The 25,838-nt window shown below is 53.3% G+C and carries 22 protein-coding genes and 1 tRNA gene; 1 reads left to right on the top strand and 22 read right to left on the bottom strand.

Annotated features, from left to right (window positions below; all coding sequences use genetic code 11):
- Positions 1 to 53 precede the first annotated feature (53 nt).
- From MUB23_RS02160 to MUB23_RS02095, 14 genes are all read right to left on the bottom strand, one after another.
- The gene (locus tag MUB23_RS02160) at positions 54 to 1,490 is read right to left on the bottom strand and encodes an aldehyde dehydrogenase family protein (protein ID WP_244798544.1); all 1,437 of its coding nucleotides are present in this window, start codon (positions 1,488 to 1,490) and stop codon (positions 54 to 56) included.
- Positions 1,491 to 1,574: 84 nt separating this feature from the next.
- Positions 1,575 to 2,738 carry an FIST signal transduction protein gene (locus tag MUB23_RS02155; RefSeq protein WP_244798543.1) on the bottom strand — a complete coding sequence of 388 codons (1,164 nt, stop codon included), beginning with the start codon at positions 2,736 to 2,738 and terminating at the stop codon, positions 1,575 to 1,577.
- 363 nt (positions 2,739 to 3,101) lie between these two features.
- Positions 3,102 to 5,084: an ABC transporter permease gene (locus tag MUB23_RS02150; RefSeq protein WP_244798542.1), complete on the bottom strand. Its 1,983-nt coding sequence runs from the start codon at positions 5,082 to 5,084 to the stop codon at positions 3,102 to 3,104.
- Positions 5,077 to 5,844 carry an ABC transporter ATP-binding protein gene (locus tag MUB23_RS02145; protein WP_244798541.1) on the bottom strand — a complete coding sequence of 256 codons (768 nt, stop codon included), beginning with the start codon at positions 5,842 to 5,844 and terminating at the stop codon, positions 5,077 to 5,079. Before MUB23_RS02145 ends, MUB23_RS02150 begins: the two co-directional genes overlap by 8 nt.
- 140 nt (positions 5,845 to 5,984) lie before the next feature.
- Positions 5,985 to 6,998 carry a sensor histidine kinase gene (locus tag MUB23_RS02140; protein ID WP_244798540.1) on the bottom strand — a complete coding sequence of 338 codons (1,014 nt, stop codon included), beginning with the start codon at positions 6,996 to 6,998 and terminating at the stop codon, positions 5,985 to 5,987.
- Entirely contained in the window at positions 6,995 to 7,666 is a 672-nt protein-coding gene (locus MUB23_RS02135; RefSeq protein WP_244798539.1) for a response regulator transcription factor, read from the bottom strand. The genes MUB23_RS02140 and MUB23_RS02135 overlap by 4 nt, the downstream gene beginning before the upstream one ends.
- Positions 7,667 to 7,846: 180 nt before the next feature.
- Positions 7,847 to 8,680, bottom strand: coding sequence for a sugar phosphate isomerase/epimerase family protein (locus MUB23_RS02130; RefSeq protein WP_244798538.1), 834 nt, complete (start codon positions 8,678 to 8,680; stop codon positions 7,847 to 7,849).
- Between the two features lie 4 nt (positions 8,681 to 8,684).
- Positions 8,685 to 9,872, bottom strand: coding sequence for a Gfo/Idh/MocA family protein (locus tag MUB23_RS02125; protein ID WP_244798537.1), 1,188 nt, complete (start codon positions 9,870 to 9,872; stop codon positions 8,685 to 8,687).
- A 17-nt stretch (positions 9,873 to 9,889) separates the two neighbouring features.
- Entirely contained in the window at positions 9,890 to 10,639 is a 750-nt protein-coding gene (locus MUB23_RS02120) for an SDR family NAD(P)-dependent oxidoreductase (protein ID WP_244798536.1), read from the bottom strand.
- Positions 10,640 to 10,662: 23 nt separating this feature from the next.
- Positions 10,663 to 11,856, bottom strand: a complete 1,194-nt coding sequence (locus tag MUB23_RS02115; protein WP_244798535.1) for a TRAP transporter substrate-binding protein — start codon at positions 11,854 to 11,856, stop codon at positions 10,663 to 10,665.
- A 65-nt stretch (positions 11,857 to 11,921) separates the two neighbouring features.
- Positions 11,922 to 13,208 carry a TRAP transporter large permease gene (locus MUB23_RS02110; protein ID WP_244798534.1) on the bottom strand — a complete coding sequence of 429 codons (1,287 nt, stop codon included), beginning with the start codon at positions 13,206 to 13,208 and terminating at the stop codon, positions 11,922 to 11,924.
- Positions 13,202 to 13,684: a TRAP transporter small permease gene (locus tag MUB23_RS02105; RefSeq protein ID WP_244798533.1), complete on the bottom strand. Its 483-nt coding sequence runs from the start codon at positions 13,682 to 13,684 to the stop codon at positions 13,202 to 13,204. Before MUB23_RS02105 ends, MUB23_RS02110 begins: the two co-directional genes overlap by 7 nt.
- A 198-nt stretch (positions 13,685 to 13,882) precedes the next feature.
- Positions 13,883 to 15,181, bottom strand: coding sequence for a CitMHS family transporter (locus MUB23_RS02100; protein WP_244798532.1), 1,299 nt, complete (start codon positions 15,179 to 15,181; stop codon positions 13,883 to 13,885).
- A gap of 48 nt (positions 15,182 to 15,229) precedes the next feature.
- Positions 15,230 to 17,092 (bottom strand): sensor histidine kinase, encoded by a 1,863-nt coding sequence (locus MUB23_RS02095; protein WP_244798531.1) that lies wholly within the window; start codon positions 17,090 to 17,092, stop codon positions 15,230 to 15,232.
- Positions 17,093 to 17,291: 199 nt separating this feature from the next.
- On the opposite strand from MUB23_RS02095, the gene MUB23_RS02090 reads away from it, so the two are divergent.
- Positions 17,292 to 17,978 carry a response regulator transcription factor gene (locus tag MUB23_RS02090; RefSeq protein ID WP_244798530.1) on the top strand — a complete coding sequence of 229 codons (687 nt, stop codon included), beginning with the start codon at positions 17,292 to 17,294 and terminating at the stop codon, positions 17,976 to 17,978.
- 5 nt (positions 17,979 to 17,983) lie between these two features.
- On the opposite strand, the gene MUB23_RS02085 is transcribed toward MUB23_RS02090, so the two are convergent.
- From MUB23_RS02085 to asnA, 8 genes are all read right to left on the bottom strand, one after another.
- A complete protein-coding gene (locus MUB23_RS02085; RefSeq protein WP_244798529.1) occupies positions 17,984 to 18,853 on the bottom strand; it encodes an amidohydrolase family protein in 870 nt (289 codons plus the stop codon).
- 99 nt (positions 18,854 to 18,952) lie between these two features.
- Entirely contained in the window at positions 18,953 to 19,993 is a 1,041-nt protein-coding gene (locus MUB23_RS02080; protein WP_244798528.1) for a threonine aldolase family protein, read from the bottom strand.
- A gap of 293 nt (positions 19,994 to 20,286) precedes the next feature.
- Entirely contained in the window at positions 20,287 to 21,024 is a 738-nt protein-coding gene (locus MUB23_RS02075; protein WP_244798527.1) for a TlpA family protein disulfide reductase, read from the bottom strand.
- Between the two features lie 10 nt (positions 21,025 to 21,034).
- Positions 21,035 to 21,709 carry a cytochrome c biogenesis CcdA family protein gene (locus MUB23_RS02070; protein WP_244798526.1) on the bottom strand — a complete coding sequence of 225 codons (675 nt, stop codon included), beginning with the start codon at positions 21,707 to 21,709 and terminating at the stop codon, positions 21,035 to 21,037.
- Between the two features lie 123 nt (positions 21,710 to 21,832).
- Positions 21,833 to 22,063, bottom strand: a complete 231-nt coding sequence (locus MUB23_RS02065; protein WP_244798525.1) for an HPr family phosphocarrier protein — start codon at positions 22,061 to 22,063, stop codon at positions 21,833 to 21,835.
- A gap of 205 nt (positions 22,064 to 22,268) precedes the next feature.
- On the bottom strand, positions 22,269 to 24,263 hold the full coding sequence (locus tag MUB23_RS02060) for a thioredoxin domain-containing protein (protein ID WP_330641760.1): 1,995 nt from the start codon (positions 24,261 to 24,263) through the stop codon (positions 22,269 to 22,271).
- Between the two features lie 176 nt (positions 24,264 to 24,439).
- A tRNA-Gly gene (locus MUB23_RS02055) sits at positions 24,440 to 24,511 on the bottom strand.
- Between the two features lie 229 nt (positions 24,512 to 24,740).
- A complete protein-coding gene (gene asnA / locus MUB23_RS02050; protein WP_244798523.1) occupies positions 24,741 to 25,745 on the bottom strand; it encodes an aspartate--ammonia ligase in 1,005 nt (334 codons plus the stop codon).
- Positions 25,746 to 25,838: the final 93 nt, after the last annotated feature.

The raw sequence follows: 25,838 nt of genomic DNA, 5'->3' as shown, positions 1-25,838 counted from the left end.
GCTCATTAAAAGGACGGCCAGCGCCTCGCTGACCGTCCTTTTTGAGATCCGGTTTACGCCAGAATATTCTTCAATACAATCGTCTTGGTTCTCGTCACCTCGTCAAACGTGGACATCACGCCTTCGGTGCCGATTCCCGAATATTTATAGCCGCCGAACGGCATCTCAAAGCTGCGGAAGAAGCTGGCGCCGTTGATCACCGTGCCGCCGCATTCGAGAGCATTGCAAACCCGAAGAGCCGTCTTCATATTCTCCGTGAACACGCAGCCGCAGAGGCCGAACTTGGAGCTGTTGGCAATCTCGATGGCCTCTTCTTCGGTCTCAAAGGTGATGATCGGAACCACCGGCCCAAAAATTTCCATATCCGTCGCCACATCCGCGCTCTTTGGCACGCCGGTGATAACCGTAGGCTCAATAAATGCGCCGTTCCGTTTGCCGCCGAGGATTACTTTACCGCCCTGTTTTACGGTCAAAGCGATCTGCTCCTCCACTGTCTTCGCTGCTTTCTCGCTGATCAGACAGCCGATCTGGGTGGCCTCATCCGAAGGCATGCCCTGCTTCAACTGTTTGATCCGGGCTACCGCTTTCTCAGTGAATTCCTCCGCCCGGCTCTGATGGATCAGAAAACGCTTGGAAGCGCAGCAGACCTGCCCGGTATTGTACATCCGGCCCCAGATCAACTCTTCCACCGCCAGATCCACATCCCCGTCTTCCAGGACGATGAACGCATCATTTCCGCCCAGCTCCAAGGCGATGTGGGCCAGATGATCCGCCGCCGTCTTCGCCGTCTCGATGCCGACTTCGGTGGAGCCGGTCAAGGTGATGGCGTGCACGTCCGGGTTGCCGCAAAGCCAGCCGCCCACCGTGGAGCCGCGGCCTGTGATGATCTCGATTGCGCCGTCGGTGACCCCGGCTTTCACCAGCATCGCCGTCAGCTTGCAGAGGGTCAGCGGATTGTCGGTCGAAGGCTTCACAATCGCAGCGTTTCCGGCAAGCAGGGTCGGAGCAATCTTCTGATCAAAGAGGTCACAGGGAAAGTTAAAGGGAATCACACAGGCGATCACGCCGATGGGCTCACGTTTCACGATCTGAACCGTATTGGCCTGGCCGGGCTCTAATCCGGCCGGGATGGTCTCTCCATAGAGGTGTTTCGCCCTCTCGCAGAACGCTTTGAAAGCAATCGGAATATTGCCGATCTCCGCGCGCGCTTCCACGATGGGTTTCCCAGTCTCTGCGCTCAAGGTCTGGGCCAGATCTTCCTTGCCGGCCTCCACCAGCTCTAAGAACCGGTACATAATATCCACTTTCTCGCTGACCGGGACCTTTGCCCAGATCTTTTGAGCCTTTTTCGCCTCTTCCACCGCCAAATCCACGTCCGCCTTGGCCGCAGCGGGGACGGTGTCGATCACCTGTCCGGTAGCCGGGTTTGTTACATCAATGGTTTTCTGATCCGAAGCTTCTACTGCTTTTCCGCCGATTATCATTTTCATGGTCATACACTCCTTTGCAAATTCGATCTGGTGTCCATAGGCCTTGCCGTTTGGCAGGGCCTATAGCAGTTACGTCAATGGCTTTTATTTCTCCAACCCGGTAAAGGACAGCATCAGTCCGCCGCAGGTGTTGTTGCCGTCGGCTTCAAAGCCATATTCGCCGAAGGTAAACTCCGCCAAAAACGGCACAGAGCCCGCCTCTTTTTTCAGCTGCTCCGCGACCTCGCCGATCCGGCCGTCGATCCCGGCTCTCCGGCCGCCGCAGTGAACCAGGAAGTAGGCCGCAGGCTCCTGCATCTGCGCTTTCACCTCGCGAAGCGTTTCTCCTGTGGAGTCGATCAGCTCATCCACGGTGGCTTCCATCCGGACCACTGCGGTTCCGGCCGCCAGATTATTTCCGATGGCCATGGAGCCGTCGTCGTTTCCGTTCATCGGGTGACGGATCGCCACCAGATCGCCCAGGCGGTCTTTCACACCCAGAGGGGACGTCACGCTGGCAGCCAAAAGGTTCGCTCCTTTCAGCTCAGCCGCCGGGATTCCTCTCCAGCCTGCATATTTCTCCAGAGCCGGTTCTCCGTCGATCTCAACCAGGGTCCGGTTTCCGTCGATCTTGGTGATAATGCCCATGTCCGTTGTCTCCCGGTAAGCTCCGGTGTATTTGTTTACCATCGGTTTCTTCGTGTAGAAGAAGGCCACCACCACGCCGTCGGCAAACACGCCGCGGTCCGTGTAAAGCTTCCACTCGCCGGAGATGGAGTTGTCCGCCGCGCTGCCGCCGAAGAAAGGAACCCGGCCGATCACTTTGGTGATGCCTTTCAGATAGAATTCCTCTTCCGCCGGGGATGCGGCCATGTAGAAGAAGTCCGGAGGCGTCGTCTTTCCCGCCTGCTCCATGGCTTTCTTCGCCACCGCGATTCCATCTTCCACCGCACAATGATTCTTTTCCATCGCCGCCACGCCGACTGCCATCTCCGGATCGGCCAATGTCATCATGCCGAGGAAATGGTCTCCGCCGCCGACATAACCGTCTTCTGTGATCACACCGGTATAGGAGGTATTTCCGATCACGGGCACGCCGGGCAGCTCTTCCGCAATTCCCGCCAGCATTGCATCCAAATCATAGGCACAGCTTCCATAGGCAAGCGCGACTTTCACGCCGGACAATCCTTCTTTTGCTTTCTTAGCCGCTTCCATACCTGCCGTCTTCGCACAAGAGTTTGTGCTTGTTCCCGTTTTTGCCTGTAACATGATATCTCCTCCTTAATTTTTGTTGCGAATTCATATCGTCTTCCTATATCTAATTATAGTTTCCCTATCGCAAATCACAACCGGCGCATCCCATAAAGCGGAATGGGCGTTCCGTTAGACGGAACGCCCATTCTTCATCAGCTTTTCTTCGGCGGTCTTCCCAGCCAGAATACAAAAATTGCAATCAAGGCCAAAAATCCAATTACAATGCTGCCGCAGCCGCCATTTCTCTTTTTCATCTGCATACCATCCTTTCCATAAATTCTGCCGGAATCTCATTTTCACTTTGTCCCGGCAACAGAAACCAGTTCCATCCTGCCGTCCGCCCCATGTTTCGCCCATGAAACACGCCTCGCCCGAACGCTAGCTCCGCACGATTCTGTCATAAACCCGCGCGGTCAAGCTGTAAATTCCAATATAAAACACGGCAAATACCAGGAATGACCCCAGCGTACATAAGACCAACAGCGTCTGATTCGCCAGTCCGATCGCAAGCAAAATCCGTTTGACCGCGGGAAATGCGAAAGCAATATGGATTCCGGCTGTCAAAAGAGGCAGGAAAAACACGGTTAAAATCTGACTGTGTATGGTCCGTTTTACCTCCCGGCGGCTGAGCCCCACCTTCTGCATGATCTCAAACCGTTCTTTATCCTCGTATCCTTCGGACACCTGTTTATAATAAATAATCAAAACCGTGGCCAAAAGGAACAGGGTGCCAAGGAAGATCCCCAGGAAAAACAGACCTCCGTATAAGCTGAGATAATTGATCCGGTTCTGTTCTCTGATATCCGTGTATCCGGAAAATCCCTGATCCTTCAAGGCTTTCGATACATTTTCTCCGGCCTGAAGCTTTTCTTCCGACGTCCCGTCTATATCAACTCCGTGGCAAATGCGGATCTCGGAAGTATATTCCGTGCCGGAAGCTTGTTGCTCCTCATAGAGGGAATCCATGGTTTCCCGGTCCGAAATCACCACGAAAAGGCTCTTGAAAATACCTCCGCCGTCCCCATCGCTTGGAAGCACCTCCTCCCGCTTTTCGCGAACCTGAAACTCTCTGGAAAGCAGCTTCAGCGTATCCGGGGCGTATCTGCCGTTTCCGGTGTACAAGATCACCTCATTCTCCCCCAGGGAAACCGTATCTCCAGTCAACTCTTTTAAGCTGTCCGGAGTGATAAAATACAAATTCCATACATCATCCAGGGTATCATCCTGATCCAAATCAAGACTCGCTTCATTCTCCTTGATTCTTGCCCCCATGCTCAGATAATCGTAATGAAACTCATTGGACTTACTCCGCCCCAGCTTCGCCAGTTCCCGGTCTATGGTGGCTTCTACCGCGTCCCAATCGTTATTATTTTTCTCATAGGCGTTGAGCATGATATCACGGGGGTAACGCCGCTCCACATTATCCTCGATGCCGATAAAAAGACTGACCGTCGAGGAGATCATCACCAGCACAGCTGTGGAAAGAATGCAGATATTGGCAAGGCCCACGGCGTTCTGTTTCATCCGGTACATCATGCCGGAGACGGAGATAAAATGCTGGGTTTTGTAATAATACGTTTTCTTCTTCCGCAGCCCTTTCAGCACGGCAATGCTCCCCGATGTAAAGAGACAATAGGTCCCGATCATAACCAGGATGACAGCCACAAAAAACAGCATAATCATTGTCATCGGATTTTCCGTGGTCACAGCGATCCAATAGCCGCCGCCCAGGCTTAAAAGCCCCAAGATGGTGACCAGAAACCTGGCCTTCGGCTCCCGCTCTCCGACCCGGCCGCCCCTCAGCAGCTCCACCGGCTTCGACAGATGAATCTGCCGCAGGTTGCTGAGCAGCGTACAGGTATAAATCACCGCAAACAGAATTGCCGTGTTTCTGACCGAAGGCAGCGAGACCGGAAAGCCGAAGGTCGCCTGAAGGCTTAAAATTCGCAGCATACCGAGAAACACCAGCTTGCTGAACAACAGGCCGCCCACAATTCCAAGGGTAATGGCCGCAGCAGCGATCATCAAAGTCTCATAGGTCAGCACTTTAAAAATATGCCGCTTTTCCATGCCCAGGATGTTGTAGAGGCCCAACTCCTTTTTTCTCCGCTTAATCAAAAAACTGTTGGTATAGAACAGGAAGATGAAGGCGAAAAATCCCACCACCACGGTTCCGGTTTGCAGGATCCAGTTCATCTGGGCCCCGCCCTTCATGTTCATGAAATCCTCGTTTTTTGACAGCGAACAAATGATATAGTACATCATCACCGAGGCAATGCCGGTCAGGAGATACGGCACGTAAGTCTGGGCGTTTTTCCGGATGTTGGATAGGGCCAGCTTGAAATAAAAGCCTCTACGCATCCCGCTCACCGCCTGTCGCCATCATAGTCAAGGCATCGGAAATTTTCTGATACATGGCCTCGGCAGTCTGACCGCCCCGGTAGATCTGATGGAACACCTCCCCGTCTTTGATGAACAGCACGCGTTTTGCATGGCTGGCCGCTTTGGTGCTGTGGGTGACCATCAAGATCGTCTGGCCTTCCTCATTGATCTGGCCGAAGAGGCGCAGCAGGCTGTCGGAGGCCCGCGAGTCCAGAGCGCCGGTGGGCTCGTCGGCCAGCACCAGCTGCGGCTCCGTGATCAGCGCCCGCGCCACTGCGGTCCGCTGTTTCTGCCCGCCGGAGACTTCATAAGGGTATTTCTCCAAAATCTCCTCGATCCCCAGCTTCTTTGCAATGGGCGCCAAGCGTTTTGCCATCTCCGGATAGGATTTGCCGGAGAGGACTAAGGGGAGAAAAATATTGTCCTTGATGGAGAAGGTATCCAGCAGATTAAAATCCTGGAAAACAAATCCCAGGTTATCGCGCCGGAACGCGGAGATCTCCGCCTCCTTCAAAGAGACAATGCTCCTTCCGTTTAAGAGCACTTCTCCGCTGGTCGGTTTGTCGAGGGAAGCAAGGATATTTAACAGGGTCGTCTTACCGGAACCGGATTCCCCCATGATCGCCACATATTCTCCCCGCTCCACGGAGAAAGAAACATTGGAAAGAGCCTGCACGCGAGTGCCGCCAAAACGAGTCGTGTAAACTTTCTTCAAATTATTGACTTCTAACATCGCCATGAAAATGACCTCCTTTTGTTCCTCTACAGTGTATCAAAAAGGGGAAATGGCTGCCATGGATTCGGCTTACATTTCCCCGGTGCAATCTTACAATCCGGTAAGGATCCTGTTATTTTGATAAAAGCCGCTAGTCCGGCCGTTTATTCTACTTCCAGTTCGGCGGATGCGAGGCCGATTTTCACCCGCGTCCCCTTCCCCGGCTCGGATTCAATCACAATGGTATGGGACAATTTTGTCAGAATCCTCCGGCTGAGATAAAGGCCGATTCCTGTGGATTTCTTATCCGTGCGGCCATTGTAGCCGGTAAAGCCTTTCTCGAAAATCCGGGGGAGATCTTCCGCCGCGATTCCAATGCCGGTATCCTCGATGACCAAAGTCTGTTCCGGCTCCAGATAGATGGAAATGGTTCCTTTCGGCGTGTATTTTAAGGCATTGGAAAGAACTTGTTCCACGACAAAAAGCAGCCATTTTTCATCGGTCAGCACCATGGTTTCGACGCCTGTGTATGCCAGAGCCACTTTTCTCCGGACAAACTGGGCCGCAAACTTCCGCACCGCCTGACGCACAATGGCATCTAACGGCTGCCATCTGACGACCAGATCGCTGCTCTCGCTGTCCAGGCGAAGATAAGACAGCACCATCTCCACATACTGCTCAATGGAAAACAGCTCGCTGGAAAGTTCGCCGTACTCTTTCCCGTCCTCCTCGGAAAGCAAGAGGCGCATCGCTGAGATCGGCGTTTTAATCTGGTGCGCCCACATCGTATAGTATTCCAGCATATCGCTTTTTGATTTATCCGCCTCGGAAATCAGACGAATTTTATCTTCGTGGTCGATGGACAGAAGCGCCTGGTAGTCTGCTTCCAACAGATCCCCAGGTTCCGGCAAGTCGGTAAGTCCCAGGGTAATCCGATGCCGCAGCTCCACGAGAAACTGATGCGTTTTCCAATAGTGAAGATAATCCACGCCAAAAATCAGCACTCCGGCCACCAGGCAGAGCAAAGAGGCGTAGAACACCGCCTCCACCGGCAGCTGGTAGAGCGACAGCACGACGCTGAAAATCAAGGCAAATAAAAGGAAGGCAAGAAAACCAACCCGGTGTCTTCTGACATAGCTGGCGATTGGAGCGCCGCTCTCCTTTCGTTTCCTGTTCATTCGATCAAATACCCCATTCCTTTTTTCGTCACGATGAAATCCGTCAGCCCGGCGGCTTCCAGCTTCCGGCGCAGCCGGGTAATATTGACCGTCAGCGTGTTCTCATCCACATAGCTGTCGGTCTCCCACAGCCTGGTCATCAGCTTGTCCCGGCTGACTGTCCGCCCCTTGTTTTCCAAGAGCATCTGCAAAATTTTAAAATCATTTCTGGTCAGGGCTATGGTCTCGCCCTGATAGGTCAGCGTCGCATCGTTCAGATTCAGAATCGCGCCTCTGTGTTCCAGAAGATTGGAAGGCGTGCCGAAATCGTATGCCCGCCGCAAAAGCGCCTGGACTTTCGCGGTCAAAACCTCCCGATCAAAAGGCTTCGCCAGGAAATCATCGCCGCCCATGTTGACGGCCATGACCAGATTCATATTGTCCGAGGCAGAGGAGAGAAACAAAATGGGAACCTGGGATATCTTCCGGATCTCCGTACACCAGTGATAGCCGTTAAAAAACGGGAGCATGATATCCAGAATCACCAGATGAGGGGCATAGGCGGCAAACTCGGAGAGCACATTTTGAAAATCCGCCGCCGTCCGGCACTCAAATCCCCAGGATGACAGCTGTTTTTGGATCGCGGAGGCAATGACTTCGTCGTCCTCCACCAAAAAAATCTTGTACATATCGGCCTCCTTTTTTCTGGCTTTCAGTGTAACATAGGAAGGAAGCGGTTTCAAGAGGACGAATATTTCTTTTGCCCTGCGCTTTCTTAGGGGAGCGTTTTTTCGATCGGTAATTCCGGAGGAATTTTCCACTGAAAAAACGGCGGTATGGAAGTTTCCACACCGCCGCGCCGCTTAGTTTTAGTCCAAACCGGCTTTTTTCAGATACTCTTTTGTTGTCTGAAGAACCCTTCTTTCGTGTTCAAAAATCCCCCATTCCCGCGCGTGTTTCGTGTTTGGCAGTTCCAGGGAAAGCACGGTGTCCTCCCGCATCCTTCGGATCATCCCCGCCGCGTCCACTCCATTTTCCGGGTCCGTCAGGTAAAACCGGTCTTCCCTGCCGTAATAAATCAGGTTTTCCAGATCCGTGCGGTCCGGGATTTCCACCGGTCCGCCGCAGACGTGGGCAAAATCAAACCATTCCTTGGGGCATTCTTCCAACTCTTTTAAGGACACCCGCGACCGGTGGGCATGGAGCGTATCGATCATCAGACCGGCATTGGGCCGGTTGACCAACTCCAGAACTTCTCTCGCCTGTTTTAAATTCCAGATTGTGGCCCAGGTTACGAATTCCAACCCGACCCGAAGCCCATACTGTGCCGCCAGATCGCAGACCTGGGCAAACTGTTCCAGATACCGCTCCCGGTCTTCGGTCCAGATACTGCTGATCACGGCTTTTGCCCCCAGATCAGCCGCCGCCTCAAAGGAGGCTTCAAAGGAGGGGACATCCGAGTGGTCGTGAATCTTCGCCAGCTCAATGTCATGGATTCCCACGCCGGTTTCCTCCATGGACTGCCTGGTCAGCCGGAGGAGCTCCGGATGCCTGGTAAAGTCATAATCGAACTCCGCTTCCACTCCCATCGGCAAAATCCGGATACTGACATAGTCGTAGCCAATGGCTTTGGCACAGTAGATCATCTCCGCCGGAGTCCAAGACAGACACCCCAGATGGGCCATTGAATATTTTCTCGCCATCGTTTTACTCTCCTTTCAACTCCACCAAACGTCCGGATTCCGCCGACTCATACGCCGCATAGAGCACCCGCATGGTCTGATAAGCCACTTCAAAATTACAAAACGGCTCCCGGTCTTCCGTAATCGCTTCCGCAAAATCCTGTATCTCTCCCAGATATCCCCGGATGACATCGTCAGCAATCCAGGACGGATTCCATCCCAGTTTGGAAGGACACATCTCGGACAAGGAGACGTCTTCCAACCCGGCTTCGTCGAGGAAATAGCTGTCCAGGATCCGGCCCGGAGAAATCTTGCAGAGATATGCGGCGTCATGGCAATAGATTTCTGCATAGCCTCTGGTACCCGCCATATATAAGTCCGAAGCCATCGCCACGGCTTTGGTCCCGTCCGCAAAAGTTACGGTCACATTGGCGAAGTCCTCCACATCGTCCGGCTTCGCCTTTAAATATATCCGCTCCTCCGGATTCAGGGAAGGAAGCACCTGTCCCATATCCGCCTGCACGCTTTTTACCGCAAATTTCTCTCCTCTTGCTTTGGCCTCCGTCATCTTCAAAACCAGCATGCTGGAAAGAGGATGGCAGCCCGCCCGGATCAAGGCGCCGCCGCCGATCTGGCTCCATTTTCCGGCTTCCTGGGAGATGGAGCCTTTTAGACTCTCCTCCCCTTTCATAAATAGAATCCGGCTTTTTTTGTGGGAAATCAGCTCCGCCGCTTTCTGAATGGCAGCGGCATAGACATAGTTTTCCGCATAACAGAACTTCTTTTCCGACCGTTTTAAAACGGAGCGGATCCTTTCCATCTCCCTTTGGACGTGACGGGCCATATCCCGTTTGGACACGTTCTTTCCGATGGGCTCCGGATCCCCCGGATTTCCGAAATATCCGTTCAGCGGCTTTTCACAGATCACATGTTTTCCCGCTTCCAGAGCTTTTACGATCATGCCGGTGTGGAGGAAGGGGGGCGTGCAGATGTCGATCACATCGATCTCCGGATCCCCCAGGACCGTTTCAAAATCCGCCTCCACCTTCTCATAGCCGTACCTCGCCTGAAAGGCGCTGGCCTTTGGAAGATCGATATCCACCACGGTTTTCAGCCGTACCTGGATCCCGCCGACCTTCCGGTACGCCTCACTGTGGAGCCGTCCGGCATAGCCGGTTCCGATCACCGCCACGCAGAGTTCCTTTTGTTTCATCACAGCCTCCCGATTTTTTAAATATACAGCCCACCGTTGATATCAAACACTTCCCCCGTGGCGTAGGAGGCTTCATCTGAGGCCAGAAACAAAATAGCGTAGGCAATCTGGTCCATATCCCCCAATTCGCCGAGAGGAATCCCCTCCTCCAGCTTTTCCTGCTGTTCCTTAGTCATGGAATAAAACATCTTTCCCTTCAGCGGGCCGGGCGCCACGGCGTTGACCGTGATGGACCAGGGCGCCAGTTCCTTCGCCAGCGCCTGGGTCAGGCCAACCACTCCGGCCTTGGAGGCGGAATAGTTGCAGCCGCAGCCGGGACGGCCGGTTCTCCCTCCAATCGATGCGATATTGACGATCCGCCCGTATCTCTGCGCCTTCATATAGGGAACCGCATTCTTGCAGGTATGGAAATAGCCGGTCAAATTTACGCGCAGCACCGCGTTCCAATCCTCATAGCTCATCTCCGTGATGGGATGGTGCCGGATAATGCCGGCGATGTTGACCAAGATATCGATCCGTCCCATGACCTCCTCTGCGGTCTGAAACGCTTTTTCTATCTGCTCCGGCGACGTCACATCCGCCGGATATAGATGAATCCGTCCGGCATACTCCGGCTCGCTCTCCTTAAACTCTCTTAACGCCGTTTCATTGAAATCAATCAGAAACAGGTCGGCCCCTTCCTCCAAAAAGATCCGGTTCGCCGCCTGGGCCATATCCGACGCCCCGCCGACGATCACCGCTTTTTTTCCGGGTAAACGTAATGCCATCAAAAACCCTCCTATCTATGTTCCTACTGAATCTCCTGCATGGTAGTGTTAAAAGCCGATGAGATTTCCTCGCCCAATTCATCCTGCATGCTCTTCCAGATCGGCTCGCCGGTCTCGCGCATGGCTTTCAGGACATCACCGCTTAGCTCGCAGACCTCGCAGCCGTTCTGGCTGATCAGCGTATTCAAAGCGGAATCGTTGATCTCATCATAATGAGCCATATTGTCTGCAGCGATCTCATCCAAAATATTGATGACCAGATTTTGATAATCCGCCGGCATGGAATCGAAAAACGCTTTGTTCATCATGAAGGTGGAGATAAACGGAACATGGTTTGTCGTCACCACATACTTTTGCACTTCGCCCAGATTGTTGTTCACGACTGTGTCGAGGGGATTTTCCTCCGCGTCCATCAGCCCCTGCTGGAGAGCGAGATACAGCTCGGAGAAAGCCAAAGGCGTGGCATTGCAGCCAAGATCGTTCCAGAATTTCATCTGATACTGGTCGTCCGTGGTCCGGATATTGATTCCTTTGAAATCCTCCATGGTTTCAATCTTTTTGCTGCTGGTCATGGTTCGGAATGCCGTGGGGGAAATCCCAATGCAGACCAGGCCATTGTCCTGAAACACCTGATCCAGCGCACCACGGAACGCAGTCCCCCTTAAGAGCAGTTCGTAACATTTGTCCGCGCTCTCAAAGTACATCGGCATGCTAAGGATTCCCACTTCCGGTATGTAGCTGACATAAGAACCTGTGGCCATCCAGCTCATCTGAATGGTTCCCTGCTGGGTGCTGGTGTAATTTTCGGCGTCGCTTCCCAGCTGGCCGTTGGGGTAGACCTGACAGGTGATTTTGCCGTTGGAGCGCGCTTCCACCTCCTTGGCAAAAGCGGCGCAGTTTTTGCCTCCCAGCTGGGTTTCCGACGTCCCGTGTCCCAGGATGATCTGGAAAGAGGGGGCGTCCGCCGCCTCAAAGGCCGCGCTGTCCACCGGGAGCGCTTCGGCACCGGATGAAGCCGCGCCGCCGGACGGAGCCGTAGTCTTTTCGGCTGCTGTGGTTTCCGCCTTGGTTGACCCGGCTTCCGCCGCCTCCGTGGTTACCGGGGCCGCCGCCGTGCTCCCCGATGCCGCTGTTGTCTCGGTGTTTCCGCCGCAGCCGGTCAGACCGGCCATCATCAAAACCGCCATTCCCCATGCCAAAAATCTTTTGCTCTTCATATTTTCCTCCTTATTATGAAAGCTTGTCCTCCGCCTTGTTCAGGCGATGTCATTCCTCTTAAAACCTACAAAAACATCAGACTCAATGCCGGAATATAAGTGATCAGCAACAGCGCCGCCAAAAATGTGATGATGAAAGGAATCACCCGTTTTCCCAAGGTCAGCACCGGCACGTCGATCAACCGGCTGGCCACGAACAGATTGACGCCGAAGGGCGGAGTGATAAATCCAACCGCCAGATCCACCACCATGATGACGCCAAGGTGAATCTCGTTGATCCCCAGGGCCTTTGCCACCGGCAGCAGCATCGGTCCCAGAATCATGATTGCCGGCGCGCAGTCCATGAACATCCCCAGTACCAAAAGGATCAAGACCAGCACCAGAAGGAACAGATACCGGTTGTTGAAATGGGCCGTGATAAACTGGGAAATCGTGTTCGGAAGCTGCAGCAGCGTCAAAACTCTCCCCAACACGGTGGCCAGCGTCAGCATCAGGCACAGCGGCGCATAAGAGCGGATCGACTCCGTCAAAATCGGCCACAAATCCCGGATCCGGATCGTCCGATAGATAAAAAAAGCAACGATCAGGGAGTAAAATACGGAAATGCAGGCCGCTTCCGTCGGCGTCACGGCGCCGGAGTAAATTCCTCCCAGGATAATGACCGGGGTCAGCAACGCCCAAAAACTTTCCAGAAACACCTTGCCGAATCCTCTGGCCCGGAGTCCCCCCACATATGCGTTGATGGCATTTTTATCTTCTCCGTGCCGCGTACAGTAAAAAATGGCGTATCCGCACAGGCACAAGGCAATCAGAATTCCCGGAAGAATACCGCCCAGGAACAGATTTCCAACGGAGGCCCCGGTGGCAATGCCGAAAAGAATGAAAGGAATACTCGGCGGGATAATCACTCCCAACCCTCCGGCGGTGCCGATGATCGCGCCGCAGAAAACCCGGTCGTATCCCATTTTCAGCAAAACCGGAATCCCCATGGTTCCCACCGCCGCGCAGGTGGCGGGTCCGGAACCAGAAATCGCTCCGTAAAACAGGCAGGTGATAATCACCGTGCAGGGAAGCCCAGCCCGCATTTTCCCGAACAGGTAGGCAAATACGTTAAACAGTTTCTCCGAGATTCCGCCCCTTGCCATCACAATACCGGAAAGCATGAAAAGGGGCACGGCAATGATCGGCGTGCTGTCGGCGCCACCGATGATTCCCCGCACAATGAAGGCCGTGTCCGCAGCAAAACTGCTGCTGATCCACCCCGGTATTAAGGTGGCCAAAAGCATGGTCAATGCAATCGGAACACTCATCACCAGGCCAACCAGAAAAACCAACAATAACGCAGTCAGCATATCGTCTTCCCCTTTCTAACTCCGCGGACCACCTGCTCCAGATAGCGGACCGCGCCGAGCGCAAATCCGATTCCCAGAACCAGGTATAATATCCAGACCGGCATCTTCATGGCAGGCGATAGCTGCCCGGACGCACGAAGCGCCGCCATGGAAAGGAATGTATGGTAAGCCATATACCCGTGCAGCAGCATCATCAAGATCCGGATCCCCATCTCCACCACCATTTTTCCTTTTTCCGGGAGCATCCCCATGACAATCTCCACTTTTAACGCATTATCCTTCTGCACGACATAGCCAAGGCTAAAACACGTCGTGGCCACCCACAGATACCGGCAGCACTCCTCCGGCCAGGGCATGGATGCCTTAAAAAGATACCGCATGATCACCTGTGCCATCATAATGCAGGCAATCAGTACCAAGAGCACCGCCATGCAGCATTCTTCCAGATTTCGGTCCAGCCACCGAATCACCTTCATCCTCTCTCCTCCTTTTCTCTCATTTCGATTGGATGTCCCCATAGTAGCATCCAAAAATGCGCGAAACAATAACACGAAAAGGCAACATATTTTACATTTTTGTTATCGTTTTCACCTCAGAAGCAAAAAAGAAAAAGGACCGCCCGAAGACAGTCCTCTTTCCATTTCAAGAAGGATGATAATACAATATATGCAAAATCACACGCGGATTATCCCAAAACAAATTCCGGCGATCAGGCAGACTCCGCTGATGGCCCAGACCCACAGGAAGGAGTGTTTGATATGGTCCTGGATCTCCACTTCGGCCAGCCCGCAGCCGAGAAATGTGGCGGGGACCACTGGGCTGATAAAGGTGGCGCAGTTGCGGCAGACCACCATGGCAATGCCCATCTCCATGGCGGACAGGCCATATTTGGCGCCGACGCCGATCATAATCGGCAGAACTCCATAGAAATAGGAATCCGTACAGAATACCAGCGCCAGAGGCACGGACAAAATTCCAATCACCACGGCCAGATGCGGCCCTAAAAATTCCGGCAGAATATTGACCAGTGCGGTGGCCATCGAATCCATCATTCCGCTCTCCTCCAGAATACCGAGAAGTACGCCTGCGGTTAACAAGGTGGAGGCCATCATGATGGCGGCCCCGGAGTGGGATTTAATAATCTTGCTCTGCACCTTTTCCCCCGGATAGTTCACAAGAAGAGCAATCGCCACGCCGATCATAAACACGTAATAGGAAGGAACATCAACAAAGGTCAGGATTAAGATCACAGCCAGTGTTAAAACAATATTAAACCAAAACAGCTTCGGACGGGCCAATTCATTGACTTTCTTTTCTTCTGCCATATGCTCCGCCGCCAGTGCGCCGTCTAACCCGGCTCCCCGTTTCAGCTCGATTCTGCCAAGAATAAACGCTACCGCAAACGCCAGCACAATACCGACGACCTGCATTGGGATCAGCTCTTTCCACAGCAGCGTCGCATCCACCTCAATGACGCTGGCCGTCCGCATGGTCGGTCCGCCCCAGGGCAGCAGGTTCATCACGCCCATGGCGGCCACACAGATGGTAAGCAAAGTCGTATTGCGGATATTCATCCGCTTATAAATCGGCAGCATCGCAGGAATCGTGATCAGAAACGTCGAAGCGCCCGAACCGTCCAGATGGCCGATCATTGCAATCAGCGCAGTCAGCATTGTAATTGCAATCACACTATTTCCCGCCTTCTTCACCAGAGCGTCGATGATCCGGTCAAACATGCCCGTATCACTCATGATTCCAAAAAATAAGATCGAGAAAATAAACAGACAGGCGGTGCTGGCCGTATCGGCGACGCCGCTTTTAATAAATCCGCCGATTTCCTCCACTGAAAAACCAGCTAAAAAAGCCGTCACCGTCGGCACCGCGATAAAAGCGATTGCGGGTACCGTCTTTGCCTTTAAAAGCAGAACGATAATCAGAGCCATCGTCAAAAAACCTAAGATTGCCAATGTCATGGTCTTTCCCTCCTGGTTTTCGGCAAGGCTCCTGTTAAACCGCGGCGCCTATGCCGTTTTTTCTGTCCATACCGGCAGGTAGATCACAAATTTTGTGCCTGTTCCCACCGTACTTTCCACACAAATATGGCCTCCATGGGCTTCCACCATCCGGTGAACCACCGCCAGTCCGAGGCCGGTTCCCTCTCCGGCTTTTTTGGTCGTAAAAAAGGGAACAAAAATCTGTTCCAGGACCTCCGGCTCCATTCCGCAGCCGTTATCCTGAATCGTCAAGCGATAAAATAACTGTTTTTCTTTTCCTTTAAAGAAAGGATCCTTTTTCTTTTCCGGCCGCAGAACCTCGCTTTCCACCACTAGCGCCGCGTCCTCCCGGCCCTGCATCGCGTAAAATGCGTTGGTGCAGAGATTCAAGATAATCTGCTGCAGCTGAGTCGGATTTCCCTGGATTCGGTACTCGGAACCGGCCAGGGAGCACTGAAGCTTCACTTTCCTTTTCTGTCCGGAGAGAGCCAGGTTCAACGCATTTTGAATCACCGGCGTCACAGCGATGTTCCGGAAGGTTTTCTCCGAATTTTTTCCGCTGAACCGGGAAATCTGATCGATGATTTCCTTTGCTTTCACCGCCGAATCATAGATTTCCTGAAGTTCTTCCCGGCGTTCTCCCTCTCCGTCCTCTTCGTCTGCCAAAAGCAGCGCAGAATAGCCCATGATGGGAGTGAGCAGGTTATTGAATTCATGGGCAATCCCACCGGTCATCGTGCCGATCAGCTCCAGCCTTTGTTTGTGGGCCAGAATCTCCTCCCGGCGGCGCAATTCTTCCAGCTGTTCATTGAGCTGGCGAAGGCGATCGTTTTCTCGCTGCATCCGGCTCCGGCTTCTCAGTGAAAGCATCAAGCTGAAAAAGAGCAGCAACAGCAAAGCTCCGAATCCGCCGATCACCAGCAGCATCTTCACCGCGCCCTCATGGATCGGAACGGCCAGTTCCTCGTAGTCGATGACCGCGCTGACGATCAGGAAATCATCTCCCGCCAAGGCAGGTGTGAAAGCGGAAATTTTCTTCACGCGGTGCGGCTCCTCCTCGGCCCACCAGTAAGAATGATAGACCTGCACGCCGGTCTCCCCGCTTTTTTGCCTGGCCACCAGTTCCTTTAGTTCGCTGAAATCATAGTCCGGATGTTCTGCCTGCCGGTCGGCAATCACATTCTGACCGATCTGTTCTTCTAAAGAGTGCATCAAGATGACGCCATCCGAGTCTTTTACCATCACATAGCCCTTTTCCCCCATCTTAATGTAGGCGGCTGTCTTCTGGTAAAGTTCCGACAGACTGAGATAAAACACCAGCCTTCCGCCGGACGGATTTTCTCTGGTCAGACGAAGATAATAGGCACGGCTGCCGTCGGCAACCACTTCCATCCGCGCAGATGTCCCTGTCTTGGTCAGCGTTTTTTGGTAGGTGACGTCCGTTTCCGGAAGGATAGCGTCCGCTTCCCCGTCCGCCAGGTACGCTGCGCCGGATAAAAGCGGCTGTTTTGCGGTTTGTTCCGCCCAAAGAATGGCTTCCGCCATCTCCTTGTCCCCACGGTCCGCCCTCTTTGCCGCTTCCTGAAACGCCTCCGTTCTTATCAGAGCTTCCATCTCCTGCTGGTATTCTCTGATCAAAACTTCCAGGCTGTTGGAAACATTCTCTGCGATCATACTCAGCTGTTTTTCCTGATTCTGAAGGAGATTTTCCTGATAGTTGGAGAGAACTCCGTATACCGACACCCCGAACAGGGCAGCTGTCAGCAGGACCGCTGCAAACAAAAGACGGATGTTCCGGGAAAAAGGTATCTTACTTTCGCTCCCCTTTTCTTCTCCGATTCGCTTCACCTTCTTACTGTTTGGCTTACTTGTTTTTCCTGATGCTTCCATCCTATCAGCTCCTCCTTAAATGACTCTAAACGCACCTTAAAATTTGTTAAGAATCGACGTTTTCTTTTCCCGTACGACAGCAGAATTTCCGCCGCTGCCTCTTTTCTGCCGGGCTCGTCCGCACAAAAAGCAATTGTCGGAACACCCATTTTACGATATAATCAGTGTATCAAATTCCCGGAAAGGAATCCACCTGATTATGGCGTGCGAAACGGTATTGATCGTAGATGATGACCCAGTGATCCAACGGCTTCTCGGCAAAGTGCTGACCAGCAATCAACTAAAATCCGAGGCAGTTTCCAGCGGAGAGGAAGCGCTTTTTGCCCTGCGCCGCAGGACCTATGATCTCATTCTTCTTGACATCACCATGGGAGGAATGGACGGGTTTCAGTTTTTGGAGAAGATCCGCCGGTCCCGCAATCTGACACCGGTCATTATCGTCAGCGGAAAAAATGAAGACTATGACACGCTCTACGGTCTGGAGCTGGGGGCGGACGACTACATCACAAAGCCCTTTAATCCAGTGGTGCTGGGCGCCAAGGTGAAAGCCATGATCCGCCGGAACGAAATTCTTCAAAGCCAGTCCGGAACCTTGATCGAGGCAGGTCCCTTCTCCTTTGACCGGACCACGCTCCGTGCAAAAAAAGAAGGACAGGAAATCCTCCTGTCCTCTAAAGAGACGCTGTTATTTTCTTTTTTTCTGGAGCACATCGGCCAAGTGTTCTCCAAAGAGCAGCTTTACCGGCAGATCTGGGGGGACTGGGGCGTGGATGAAAATACCGTCATGGTCCACATCAACCACCTGCGGGGAAAAATCGAAGAAAATCCCAAAGACCCCCGCCACATCCTGACTGTGCGGGGGCTGGGGTATAAATTTGTAGTATGACCCTCTTATTTTCTTCGAAAACGCCGCCGGATTTCCTGCTCGCCCTCCCAAAGAACCGCCAGCATGGCGTCCTTTTGCGGATAGGAATCAAGCATAAGGAAAAGCTCTGTCTCCGTTCCTTTTCCATGGGGCACCTGCCAGGCGCCTGCGTCGCTGCCCAGGGCCAGCTTTGCCTTCCGGTCAATCGCCTGCCGGATCCGTTCTTTGTGGATCGCTCCGATCTCTTCTAAAACGCCATCGTCGTACCGGCCGCAGCCGAGCATATTGAGACATGGCGACAGCGTCGGCACCCACACCGTATCGGACTCCGCCAATGCGCACACGCATTCCTCGTCCATAAAAGCACCGTGTTCCAGGGAATCCACACCTGCCTCGATGGCGTCCATTGCGTTTTTCGCGCCGTTGGTGTGGGCCATGACCGCAAAACCTTCCTCATGGGCCACCCAGATCATCTCCCGAATCGTCTCCCGGTCCAGCCCTTCCTCCGATAATACCCCGACCTGGGAAAAATCAATCAATCCGCTGACCATGATTTTTATAAAATCACTTTTCTTTTCCTTGGCGAGGCAGATGAGATTCCGATATTCCTCCATGGTCTCAAAACCGTAACCTACAATCCCTCCGTAATGTCCCTTCTTGTGGATGGCAAACAGAGGCGTCCGGTATTCGATTCCATACTCCGGCGCCAGGTCCCTGGCCCTCTCCGAGACATGGTAGGAATCGCCGCCTTCCCGAAGGAAGGTTATACCCCTGCTTTGGTACTCGGAAAAGCATCTGCGGATCACCTCTTCCTGCACGGCGTCCCGATGCCGGTCCACCGCCCTCCGGTAATTTTCTCCATCCATGATCACATGGATATGACAGTCCCCCAGCATGTTTGATCTCCCTCCCCGACTAAAAGCAGGGTCATCCGCCCCGCCTAATTCTCCTTTGGTCTTAATAGCGAATCTATTTGCGGATCATCTGATAAAATCTTATTTTCTCAAAGCAGCTACATCCGCCAGCAGTGCTTCGACCGCCTCTTCTTTGGTCGCCCAGCTCGTACAGAACCGCACGGCCGTGTGCTCCGAATCCACCGCTTCCCAGCGGGAAAAGCAATATTTCTCTGACAGGGCCTCCACCTCGGCATTGGACAGGATCGGGAACTGCTGATTGGTCCGGGATTCGCATAAAAAGGAATACCCCTGTTTTTGAAATCCATCCCGGATCCGCTCCGCCATCCGGACTGCATGCCGGGCGATCGCAAGATACCTCCCGCCGGTAAAGAGGGTATCAAACTGGAGTCCCAATAGGCGCCCCTTCGCCAGCATACCGCCCTGCTGCTTGATCTCATAGCGGAAATCCTTCTGAAGCCCCGGATCACTGATTACAACGGCTTCCCCAAACAAAGCCCCCACCTTGGTGCCTCCGATATAAAATACGTCGCAGAGCCGGGCCAGCTCCGGAAAGCCAATTTCATTTCCCTCTGCCGCCATGCCGTAGCCCAGCCGGGCTCCGTCCAAAAACAGCGAAAGCCCCCATTCCCGGCAGGCATCCCGTATCTCGGTCAGCTCCTTCAGGGAATACAGCGTTCCGGTCTCCGTCGGGTGGGACAGATAGACCATGCCCGGCTGCACCGTGTGCTCCCGGTCCGGATCCGCATAATGGGCGCGGCAGGTCTCCTGCACCTGATCCGCCGTCAGTTTTCCATCCCTGCCGGGCAGCGCCAGCACTTTATGGCCGGCCGCCTCGACGGCTCCGGTTTCATGGACATTGATGTGTCCGGTGGAGGCGGAAATCACACCCTGATACGGCCGCAGCGCCGCCCGGATCACCGTGACATTGGCCTGGGTGCCGCCGACCAGAAAATGGACATCCACGTCCTCCCTCTCACAGGCCGCCTGAATTTTCTTCCGTGCGCTTTCGCAGTAAAGATCCGTTCCATACCCCGGCGTCTGCTCTTCGTTGGTCTCCAAAAGGCGCTCTAAGATCGCTGGATGGGCTCCTTCCGTATAATCACATTCAAATCTCCACATCTTTTCTTCCTCTCTTCTCTCCTGGTATATTTCTTTCCCTATTTCTTCGCACGTATCTTTTCTATACTGCGTGCTCCCGAAATCCTAAAAACATTCGAAATCAGTGTTCACAGATTTTTCAAACTTTTTTCAAGAAATACCCACAAGATCCTGGTATGCTTGTCTCAGTTGGAAAACATTCCTTCCGTTTTCCTGCGATGTGGAAAGGATGGTCCTCACACGAGACTCCCCTTCGCTCTCTTGCCATCCTTTCCTTCGTCTTTGATAGGGCGCCCCCCAAGGCGCCCTATATTTTATTGTTCCATGGAATCTTCCAGCATCCCAATCCCCTTTTGCAGCAGCTCTTCGTCCAGGGCGCCTTCCGCGTAGGCCTCCAGGGTGCCGTCTGCCCGGACAAAAATAGTCATCGGAATCGAGTTGATATAGTAGGTGTAAGCCGCTTCCTGCCAGATATCATAGTAGACCGGGAAGCTGTATCCTTGCTCCTCAATAAACTTGGTCGCCTTCTCCACGGTTTCCCGGCTTCCATCCGTCAGGTTCACCATCAAAAAGCCAATGGAATCGCCTTTCTCCTCGTACAATTTCTGGAATTCCGGCATTTCGCTTTTACACGGGCCACACCAGCTGGCCCAAAAATTCACGACCATTGGCTTGCCCGCCGCCTTCAGAAGGTCGTAAAACGTGTACTCATTCCCATCTGCGTCGGCAAGCTTAAAATCCATGGCCATACTGTCGTTGTTATCCGCCTCCCCGGAGGATGTCCCCGCCGCACTTGTCTCATTGGCAGACGAGGCAGACTGCTGCGTTTGGGCAGTGCTCTCCTCCGTCTGAGCAGGCGGCTGGCTCTCCGAAGAGGCCGCCGGCCCGGAATCTGCGGTGGAATCACCGGTCTCAGAAGCGCCCGTTTCTCCGCCTCCCACCGTCACTAACTGATCCTGGGGACGATATTCCCCGGACAACTTTTGATAAAGAAAGAAACAGCCGCCGAGGAACACGGCAAAAGCGATAACCCCGATCACCCATTTTTTCAATAGAACCTCCTTAAAAGCTCAGCAGGGACAGCAGCCGGTCCATCCATCCCAGACACATAAAGATACCAACCAATACCAAAAGCGCCCCCGATATCTTCGTGATGATATCGTAATGCCGTTTAATCCAGCCGAAAGCCGTCTTCAAGCGGTCGATCAAAATCGCGCTGGCCACAAAAGGAATCCCCAGTCCCAGGGTATAGAGCACCAGCATAAGGACGCCTTTCCCGACGGATCCCTGCTGGGAAGCCAGCATCAACGCCGACCCCAGGAACGCGCCTACGCAGGGAGTCCAGCCAATCGAGAACACAATCCCAAATAAAAAGGAAGAAAGCAGGCTGTGGCCCTTTTGCTTCATTTCCATCTGGCGGCTCTGATTCAAAATACCAATCCGAAAAACGCCGAGAAAGTTCAATCCAAAAACCACCACCACCAGGCCGGTCACCAGATTCACCCAAGTTTTATACCGGATCAGGAAACTCCCGACCGTCCCGGCAAAGGCGCCAAGCGCCACAAAAATCACCCCAAAGCCGCAAACAAAAGCCAGCGAGTTCCGCAATGTCCGGAACAGCTTCCCCTCTTCGCCGCTCTCCCCGGCAAAATAAGAGATGTACACCGGCAGCAAAGGCAGCAGACAAGGGGAGATAAACGTGATAATTCCTTCTAAAAAAGAGATTAAATACTGCATGTTTTCCTTTCTTTTCCATTACTATCTTCCTAATTAATAGGACGAATTTTTAAATAGAGAGAAAAAACCGTTGTGACAACCGGTTTTCCGGCCTTTCACAGCGGTTTTTCCTTTCCGGTGGATTTAATCTACCGTGCAAAATTCCATTTTGTTCAGCAAATCCTCACAGCCTTCCCCGTAAATCTTCAGGTTCAGCTTCCGTTCAATCCCTAAGCCAATCACACCTAGCAGAGACTTCGCATCTACCATACGATTTCCGCACTGAATATCCATATGGTTTGGATACCGTTCCGCACAGCTGACAAACTCCTCTGCATCTGCCACACTGCGAAACATAATCTTTGCAGTCTGCATTTTCGCATTCCTCCTATGTAATGGAACCCCAATAGCTATGCTAATTAGGATAATCACTCGTCCCCGTTTTGTCAACCACCAATTCCCATATTTTCATATTTTTTAAGAATATCTTCGGTTTTTCGATCGTTATCTTTACGATCCCGGCGGCGTCCGGCAGGCTGCGCCGGGTACCGCCGGATAAACCATCAGAAAATATCCTTGATCAGAGGTTCAAATTCTCCCATTCCGTCACCGGCGCGGCACAGGCTCCGTTCTGGCAGAGATAGTAGACCTCTCCCTGTTCCGGCACCGGGTAGGATGCTGTAAAGGGCGCCGCCAGCGCCAATCGCCCGGCATTTTCCGCTGTTTTCAGCAGAGTAGTTAAACCGGCGGCAAAAGATTCTCGCCGGTAAGCTTCCAAAGGCTCCGGCAGTCCAAAGGAAGACGCGCAAACCAGTTCCCGCGAAGGGGCCAGCGCCAGCCCAAGGACCCAAAGAGCAAAACCATGTCCGGCCGGTGACTGAGAAACTGCCCCGGCCAGAAAACGAAGCTGCCGGCCGGCCGCCTCCTGATACTTGTTTTCCCCAGTATATTTCGCCAGCCGCACCCACACCGCTCCGGCCACGGAATTGCCGGAAGGGATCGCTCCGTCATAGGTTTCTTTTAGTCTTGCAATCAGTGTTTCCGCATCGGAAGCCGTTTTGTAATAACCTCCATTTTCCTGGTCTTCAAACCAGTCCTCCATCTGAACGGCGCGATACGTTGCCTGCAGCAGGTAAATCGGATCAAACGTCGCATCGTAGAGTTCCAGCAGAGCGAAAGCCAGCACAGCATAGTCGTCCAGCTGTCCCATATGAGCCGCTTCCCCATCCTTCCAGCGCAGTGACAGGCGGCCGTCCATTCCAATCATATTTGCTTCCACGAAATCCCAGCACCGCAGGGCGGCATCCAGGTAACGGTCCTCCCGTAAAACCCGCCCGGCTCTGGCCAGAGCCGCCATGGCCCAGCCATTCCAAGCGAGCAGAATCTTGTCGTCCCTGTGAAGGCTGGTTCTGCTCCGCCGGTAATCGTACAGCCGTTTCAGGCTGGGATCCTCCGCCGAAAAAGGCTCTTCCTTCGAGACTATCCGGTTCGGAATGTTTTTGCCCTCAAAGTTGCCGTCTTCCGTGATGTCATAGCGGCTGCAAAAACGTTCCCCTGCCTCCCGGCCGAGAACTTGGAGGATCTCCTCCCGCGTCCACAGGTAGTATTTGCCCTCTATCCCTTCACTGTCCGCATCCTGTCCCGAATAAAAACCGCCCCTGGGATCCTGCAGCTCACGCAGCATATAATTCAGCGTGCGCCTAGCCACCTCCGCATAAAAATCCCGGCCGGTAGCCTGGTAAGCATCCAGGTATGCCAAAGCAAGCAACGCATTGTCATAGAGCATTTTTTCAAAGTGGGGCGCAAGCCACTTTGGATCCGTGGAATATCGGGAAAAACCGCCTCCGATCTGGTCGCAGATTCCGCCCTCCGCCATGGCCGAAAGGGTGCGCTCCACCATCTGCCGGGCCTCTGGAGTGTGTTCTATAAAGGAATACTGGAGAAGAAACATCAGATTGTGAGGAACCGGAAATTTGGGCGCTGCCCCAAAACCGCCCCACGTTTCATCAAACTGACGAGTATAAGTCTGATACGCCTGCCGCAGCAGCTCCCGGTCCGGCTCGGATGAAGGGGCCGGCGGCACCTCGGCCACCACCGCGGCAATCTTATCTCCGGTCTCCAGCAAGGAATCCCGTTCCGTCTTCCAGAGCTCCGATGCCCGTTCCAGCAGTTGGATCAGCCCAGGCCGGCCAAACCGGTCATTCTTCGGAAAATACGTCCCGGCGAAAAATGGTTTTTGCTCCGGCGTCATCAGCACGGTCAGAGGCCAGCCGCCGGAGCCGGTCATCATCTGACAGGCCTCCATATAAACTGCGTCGACATCCGGCCGCTCTTCCCGGTCCACTTTGATGCAGACGAATTCCCGGTTTAAAAGCTCCGCCACCTCCGTGTCCTCAAAAGACTCATGGGCCATCACATGGCACCAATGACAGGTAGAGTAACCGATACTGAGAAAGACCGGCTTGTCCTCCCGCAGGGCCCGGTCAAAAGCTTCCTTTCCCCAAGGATACCAGTCCACCGGATTTTCCCTGTGCTGGATCAGATAGGGGGATTTTTCTTTTTCCAAATGATTCATACGCATCTCCTGACATTCTGCCTTTGCTTCTTTCTCATTAGGCTTCCCCAAGTGCGCGAAAGCTAGTCGTCAAAAAGCCCCGAACTCCACTTGTGCTTCCTGAACCGGGAGTTTTAATTCTGATAAAACAAAAAAATCCAAAACCACCTATTTACGTGGTATTTGGACTTTTTAAAAGCGCGAGACGGGATTCGAACCCGCGGCCCCCACCTTGGCAAGGTGGTGCTCCACCCCTGAGCCACTCGCGCATGATATTGTCTCACCGGACAGATGCTATAATACTATAAATCCAACGTTTTGTCAACTAGAATTTTTTATCTTTCAGGAACAATTTAATCCCCATATAAAACGGACCTATTTCCCTCTTTCCCGGCTGCGGCCTCTTTCACAAGGCCTGCTCTTACCCCTAGTTTTCACACCGCTCCTCTTCTCCTTGAATCGGAGCGGTGTCTGATTCTTTTTGCTCCTGGACTGCTATTACAGCAATGTCACGCCCGCCTTTTTGCACATCTCAATGGTCTTCGGATCCCAGAGCGAGGACTGAACTTCCCCGATATGGGCCTTCCCCAACAGCAGCATGCAGAGTCGGGACTGGCCGATTCCGCCGCCCATGGTAAGGGGAAGCTTTCCTTCCAGCAAAAGCTTGTGAAACGGCAATTCTCTCCGGTTATCGCAGTGGGCCAAGGTCAGCTGGCGGTCCAGTGTTTCCGGATTGACGCGGATCCCCATGGAGGAAATCTCCAGCACAATATCCAGCACCGGATGATAAAACAGCAGATCCCCGTTCAGATGCCAGTCATCGTAGTCAGGCGCCCGCCCGCCGTGGGGCTCCCCGGAAGCCAGCTTGTCGCCGATTCCAATCAAAAATACGGTGCCGTATTCCTTCCCAACCCGGTATTCTCTCTCATCCGGCGTACAATCCGGAAAACGATCCTCCAGCTCCTGGGTAGTCAGAAAAGTCACTTCCCGCTGCAGCACCGTGTCAATCTGGCGGAACCGCACCTTCAAAGAATCCAGCGTATGACAGATACAGGTCACGATGGCCTGCACCGTTTCCTTTAAATACTCTACATTTCTTTCTTCCTCGGTGATTACCTTTTCCCAATCCCACTGATCCACATAGAGAGAATGGATATTATCCAGCTCTTCGTCCTGGCGGATTGCATTCATATCTGTATACAAACCCTTTCCTGGGAAAAAGTCATAGCGGTAAAGCGCCATGCGCTTCCACTTGGCCAAAGAGTGCACCACCTGTGCCTCCACACTGGTAGCCGGGGCGCAGAAGCTGACCGGCCGTTCGATGCCGTTCAGGTCGTCATTCAGGCCGCTCTTGGCGTCCACAAACAGCGGCGCGGACACTCGTTTCAGTCGAACCGCCTGCTCCAGGGCTGCCGGAAAGTCGTGCTTGATAAGACCAATGGCGGACTGGGTCTCATAGAGGTTTAACTTCGACTGGTAATTCTCTGGAATGAACGATTTCATAAACTCCTCCTCTTAGAAATGAAACGATTTTGCGCAGCCTGCGCCATTTTGTTCCATAATGCAATAGTGTAGCACAGAATCTGCGGGAATACA

It is taken from the genome of Cuneatibacter sp. NSJ-177 (genome assembly GCF_022867805.1).
In the GTDB taxonomy this organism is placed as follows: Bacteria; Bacillota; Clostridia; order Lachnospirales; family Lachnospiraceae; genus Pseudolachnospira.
This window is presented reverse-complemented; position numbering and strand designations above follow the sequence as displayed.

What these genes read in the sequence shown, in the direction of transcription:
- MUB23_RS02160 (WP_244798544.1), bottom strand. Translation starts at nt 1,490, where the DNA reads ATGAAAATGATAATCGGCGGAAAAGCAGTAGAAGCTTCGGATCAGAAA.
- MUB23_RS02155 (WP_244798543.1), bottom strand. Translation starts at nt 2,738, where the DNA reads ATGTTACAGGCAAAAACGGGAACAAGCACAAACTCTTGTGCGAAGACG.
- MUB23_RS02150 (WP_244798542.1), bottom strand. Translation starts at nt 5,084, where the DNA reads ATGCGTAGAGGCTTTTATTTCAAGCTGGCCCTATCCAACATCCGGAAA.
- MUB23_RS02145 (WP_244798541.1), bottom strand. Translation starts at nt 5,844, where the DNA reads ATGGCGATGTTAGAAGTCAATAATTTGAAGAAAGTTTACACGACTCGT.
- MUB23_RS02140 (WP_244798540.1), bottom strand. Translation starts at nt 6,998, where the DNA reads ATGAACAGGAAACGAAAGGAGAGCGGCGCTCCAATCGCCAGCTATGTC.
- MUB23_RS02135 (WP_244798539.1), bottom strand. Translation starts at nt 7,666, where the DNA reads ATGTACAAGATTTTTTTGGTGGAGGACGACGAAGTCATTGCCTCCGCG.
- MUB23_RS02130 (WP_244798538.1), bottom strand. Translation starts at nt 8,680, where the DNA reads ATGGCGAGAAAATATTCAATGGCCCATCTGGGGTGTCTGTCTTGGACT.
- MUB23_RS02125 (WP_244798537.1), bottom strand. Translation starts at nt 9,872, where the DNA reads ATGAAACAAAAGGAACTCTGCGTGGCGGTGATCGGAACCGGCTATGCC.
- MUB23_RS02120 (WP_244798536.1), bottom strand. Translation starts at nt 10,639, where the DNA reads ATGGCATTACGTTTACCCGGAAAAAAAGCGGTGATCGTCGGCGGGGCG.
- MUB23_RS02115 (WP_244798535.1), bottom strand. Translation starts at nt 11,856, where the DNA reads ATGAAGAGCAAAAGATTTTTGGCATGGGGAATGGCGGTTTTGATGATG.
- MUB23_RS02110 (WP_244798534.1), bottom strand. Translation starts at nt 13,208, where the DNA reads ATGCTGACTGCGTTATTGTTGGTTTTTCTGGTTGGCCTGGTGATGAGT.
- MUB23_RS02105 (WP_244798533.1), bottom strand. Translation starts at nt 13,684, where the DNA reads ATGAAGGTGATTCGGTGGCTGGACCGAAATCTGGAAGAATGCTGCATG.
- MUB23_RS02100 (WP_244798532.1), bottom strand. Translation starts at nt 15,181, where the DNA reads ATGACATTGGCAATCTTAGGTTTTTTGACGATGGCTCTGATTATCGTT.
- MUB23_RS02095 (WP_244798531.1), bottom strand. Translation starts at nt 17,092, where the DNA reads ATGGAAGCATCAGGAAAAACAAGTAAGCCAAACAGTAAGAAGGTGAAG.
- MUB23_RS02090 (WP_244798530.1), top strand. Translation starts at nt 17,292, where the DNA reads ATGGCGTGCGAAACGGTATTGATCGTAGATGATGACCCAGTGATCCAA.
- MUB23_RS02085 (WP_244798529.1), bottom strand. Translation starts at nt 18,853, where the DNA reads ATGCTGGGGGACTGTCATATCCATGTGATCATGGATGGAGAAAATTAC.
- MUB23_RS02080 (WP_244798528.1), bottom strand. Translation starts at nt 19,993, where the DNA reads ATGTGGAGATTTGAATGTGATTATACGGAAGGAGCCCATCCAGCGATC.
- MUB23_RS02070 (WP_244798526.1), bottom strand. Translation starts at nt 21,709, where the DNA reads ATGCAGTATTTAATCTCTTTTTTAGAAGGAATTATCACGTTTATCTCC.
- MUB23_RS02065 (WP_244798525.1), bottom strand. Translation starts at nt 22,063, where the DNA reads ATGCAGACTGCAAAGATTATGTTTCGCAGTGTGGCAGATGCAGAGGAG.
- MUB23_RS02060 (WP_330641760.1), bottom strand. Translation starts at nt 24,263, where the DNA reads ATGAATCATTTGGAAAAAGAAAAATCCCCCTATCTGATCCAGCACAGG.
- asnA (WP_244798523.1), bottom strand. Translation starts at nt 25,745, where the DNA reads ATGAAATCGTTCATTCCAGAGAATTACCAGTCGAAGTTAAACCTCTAT.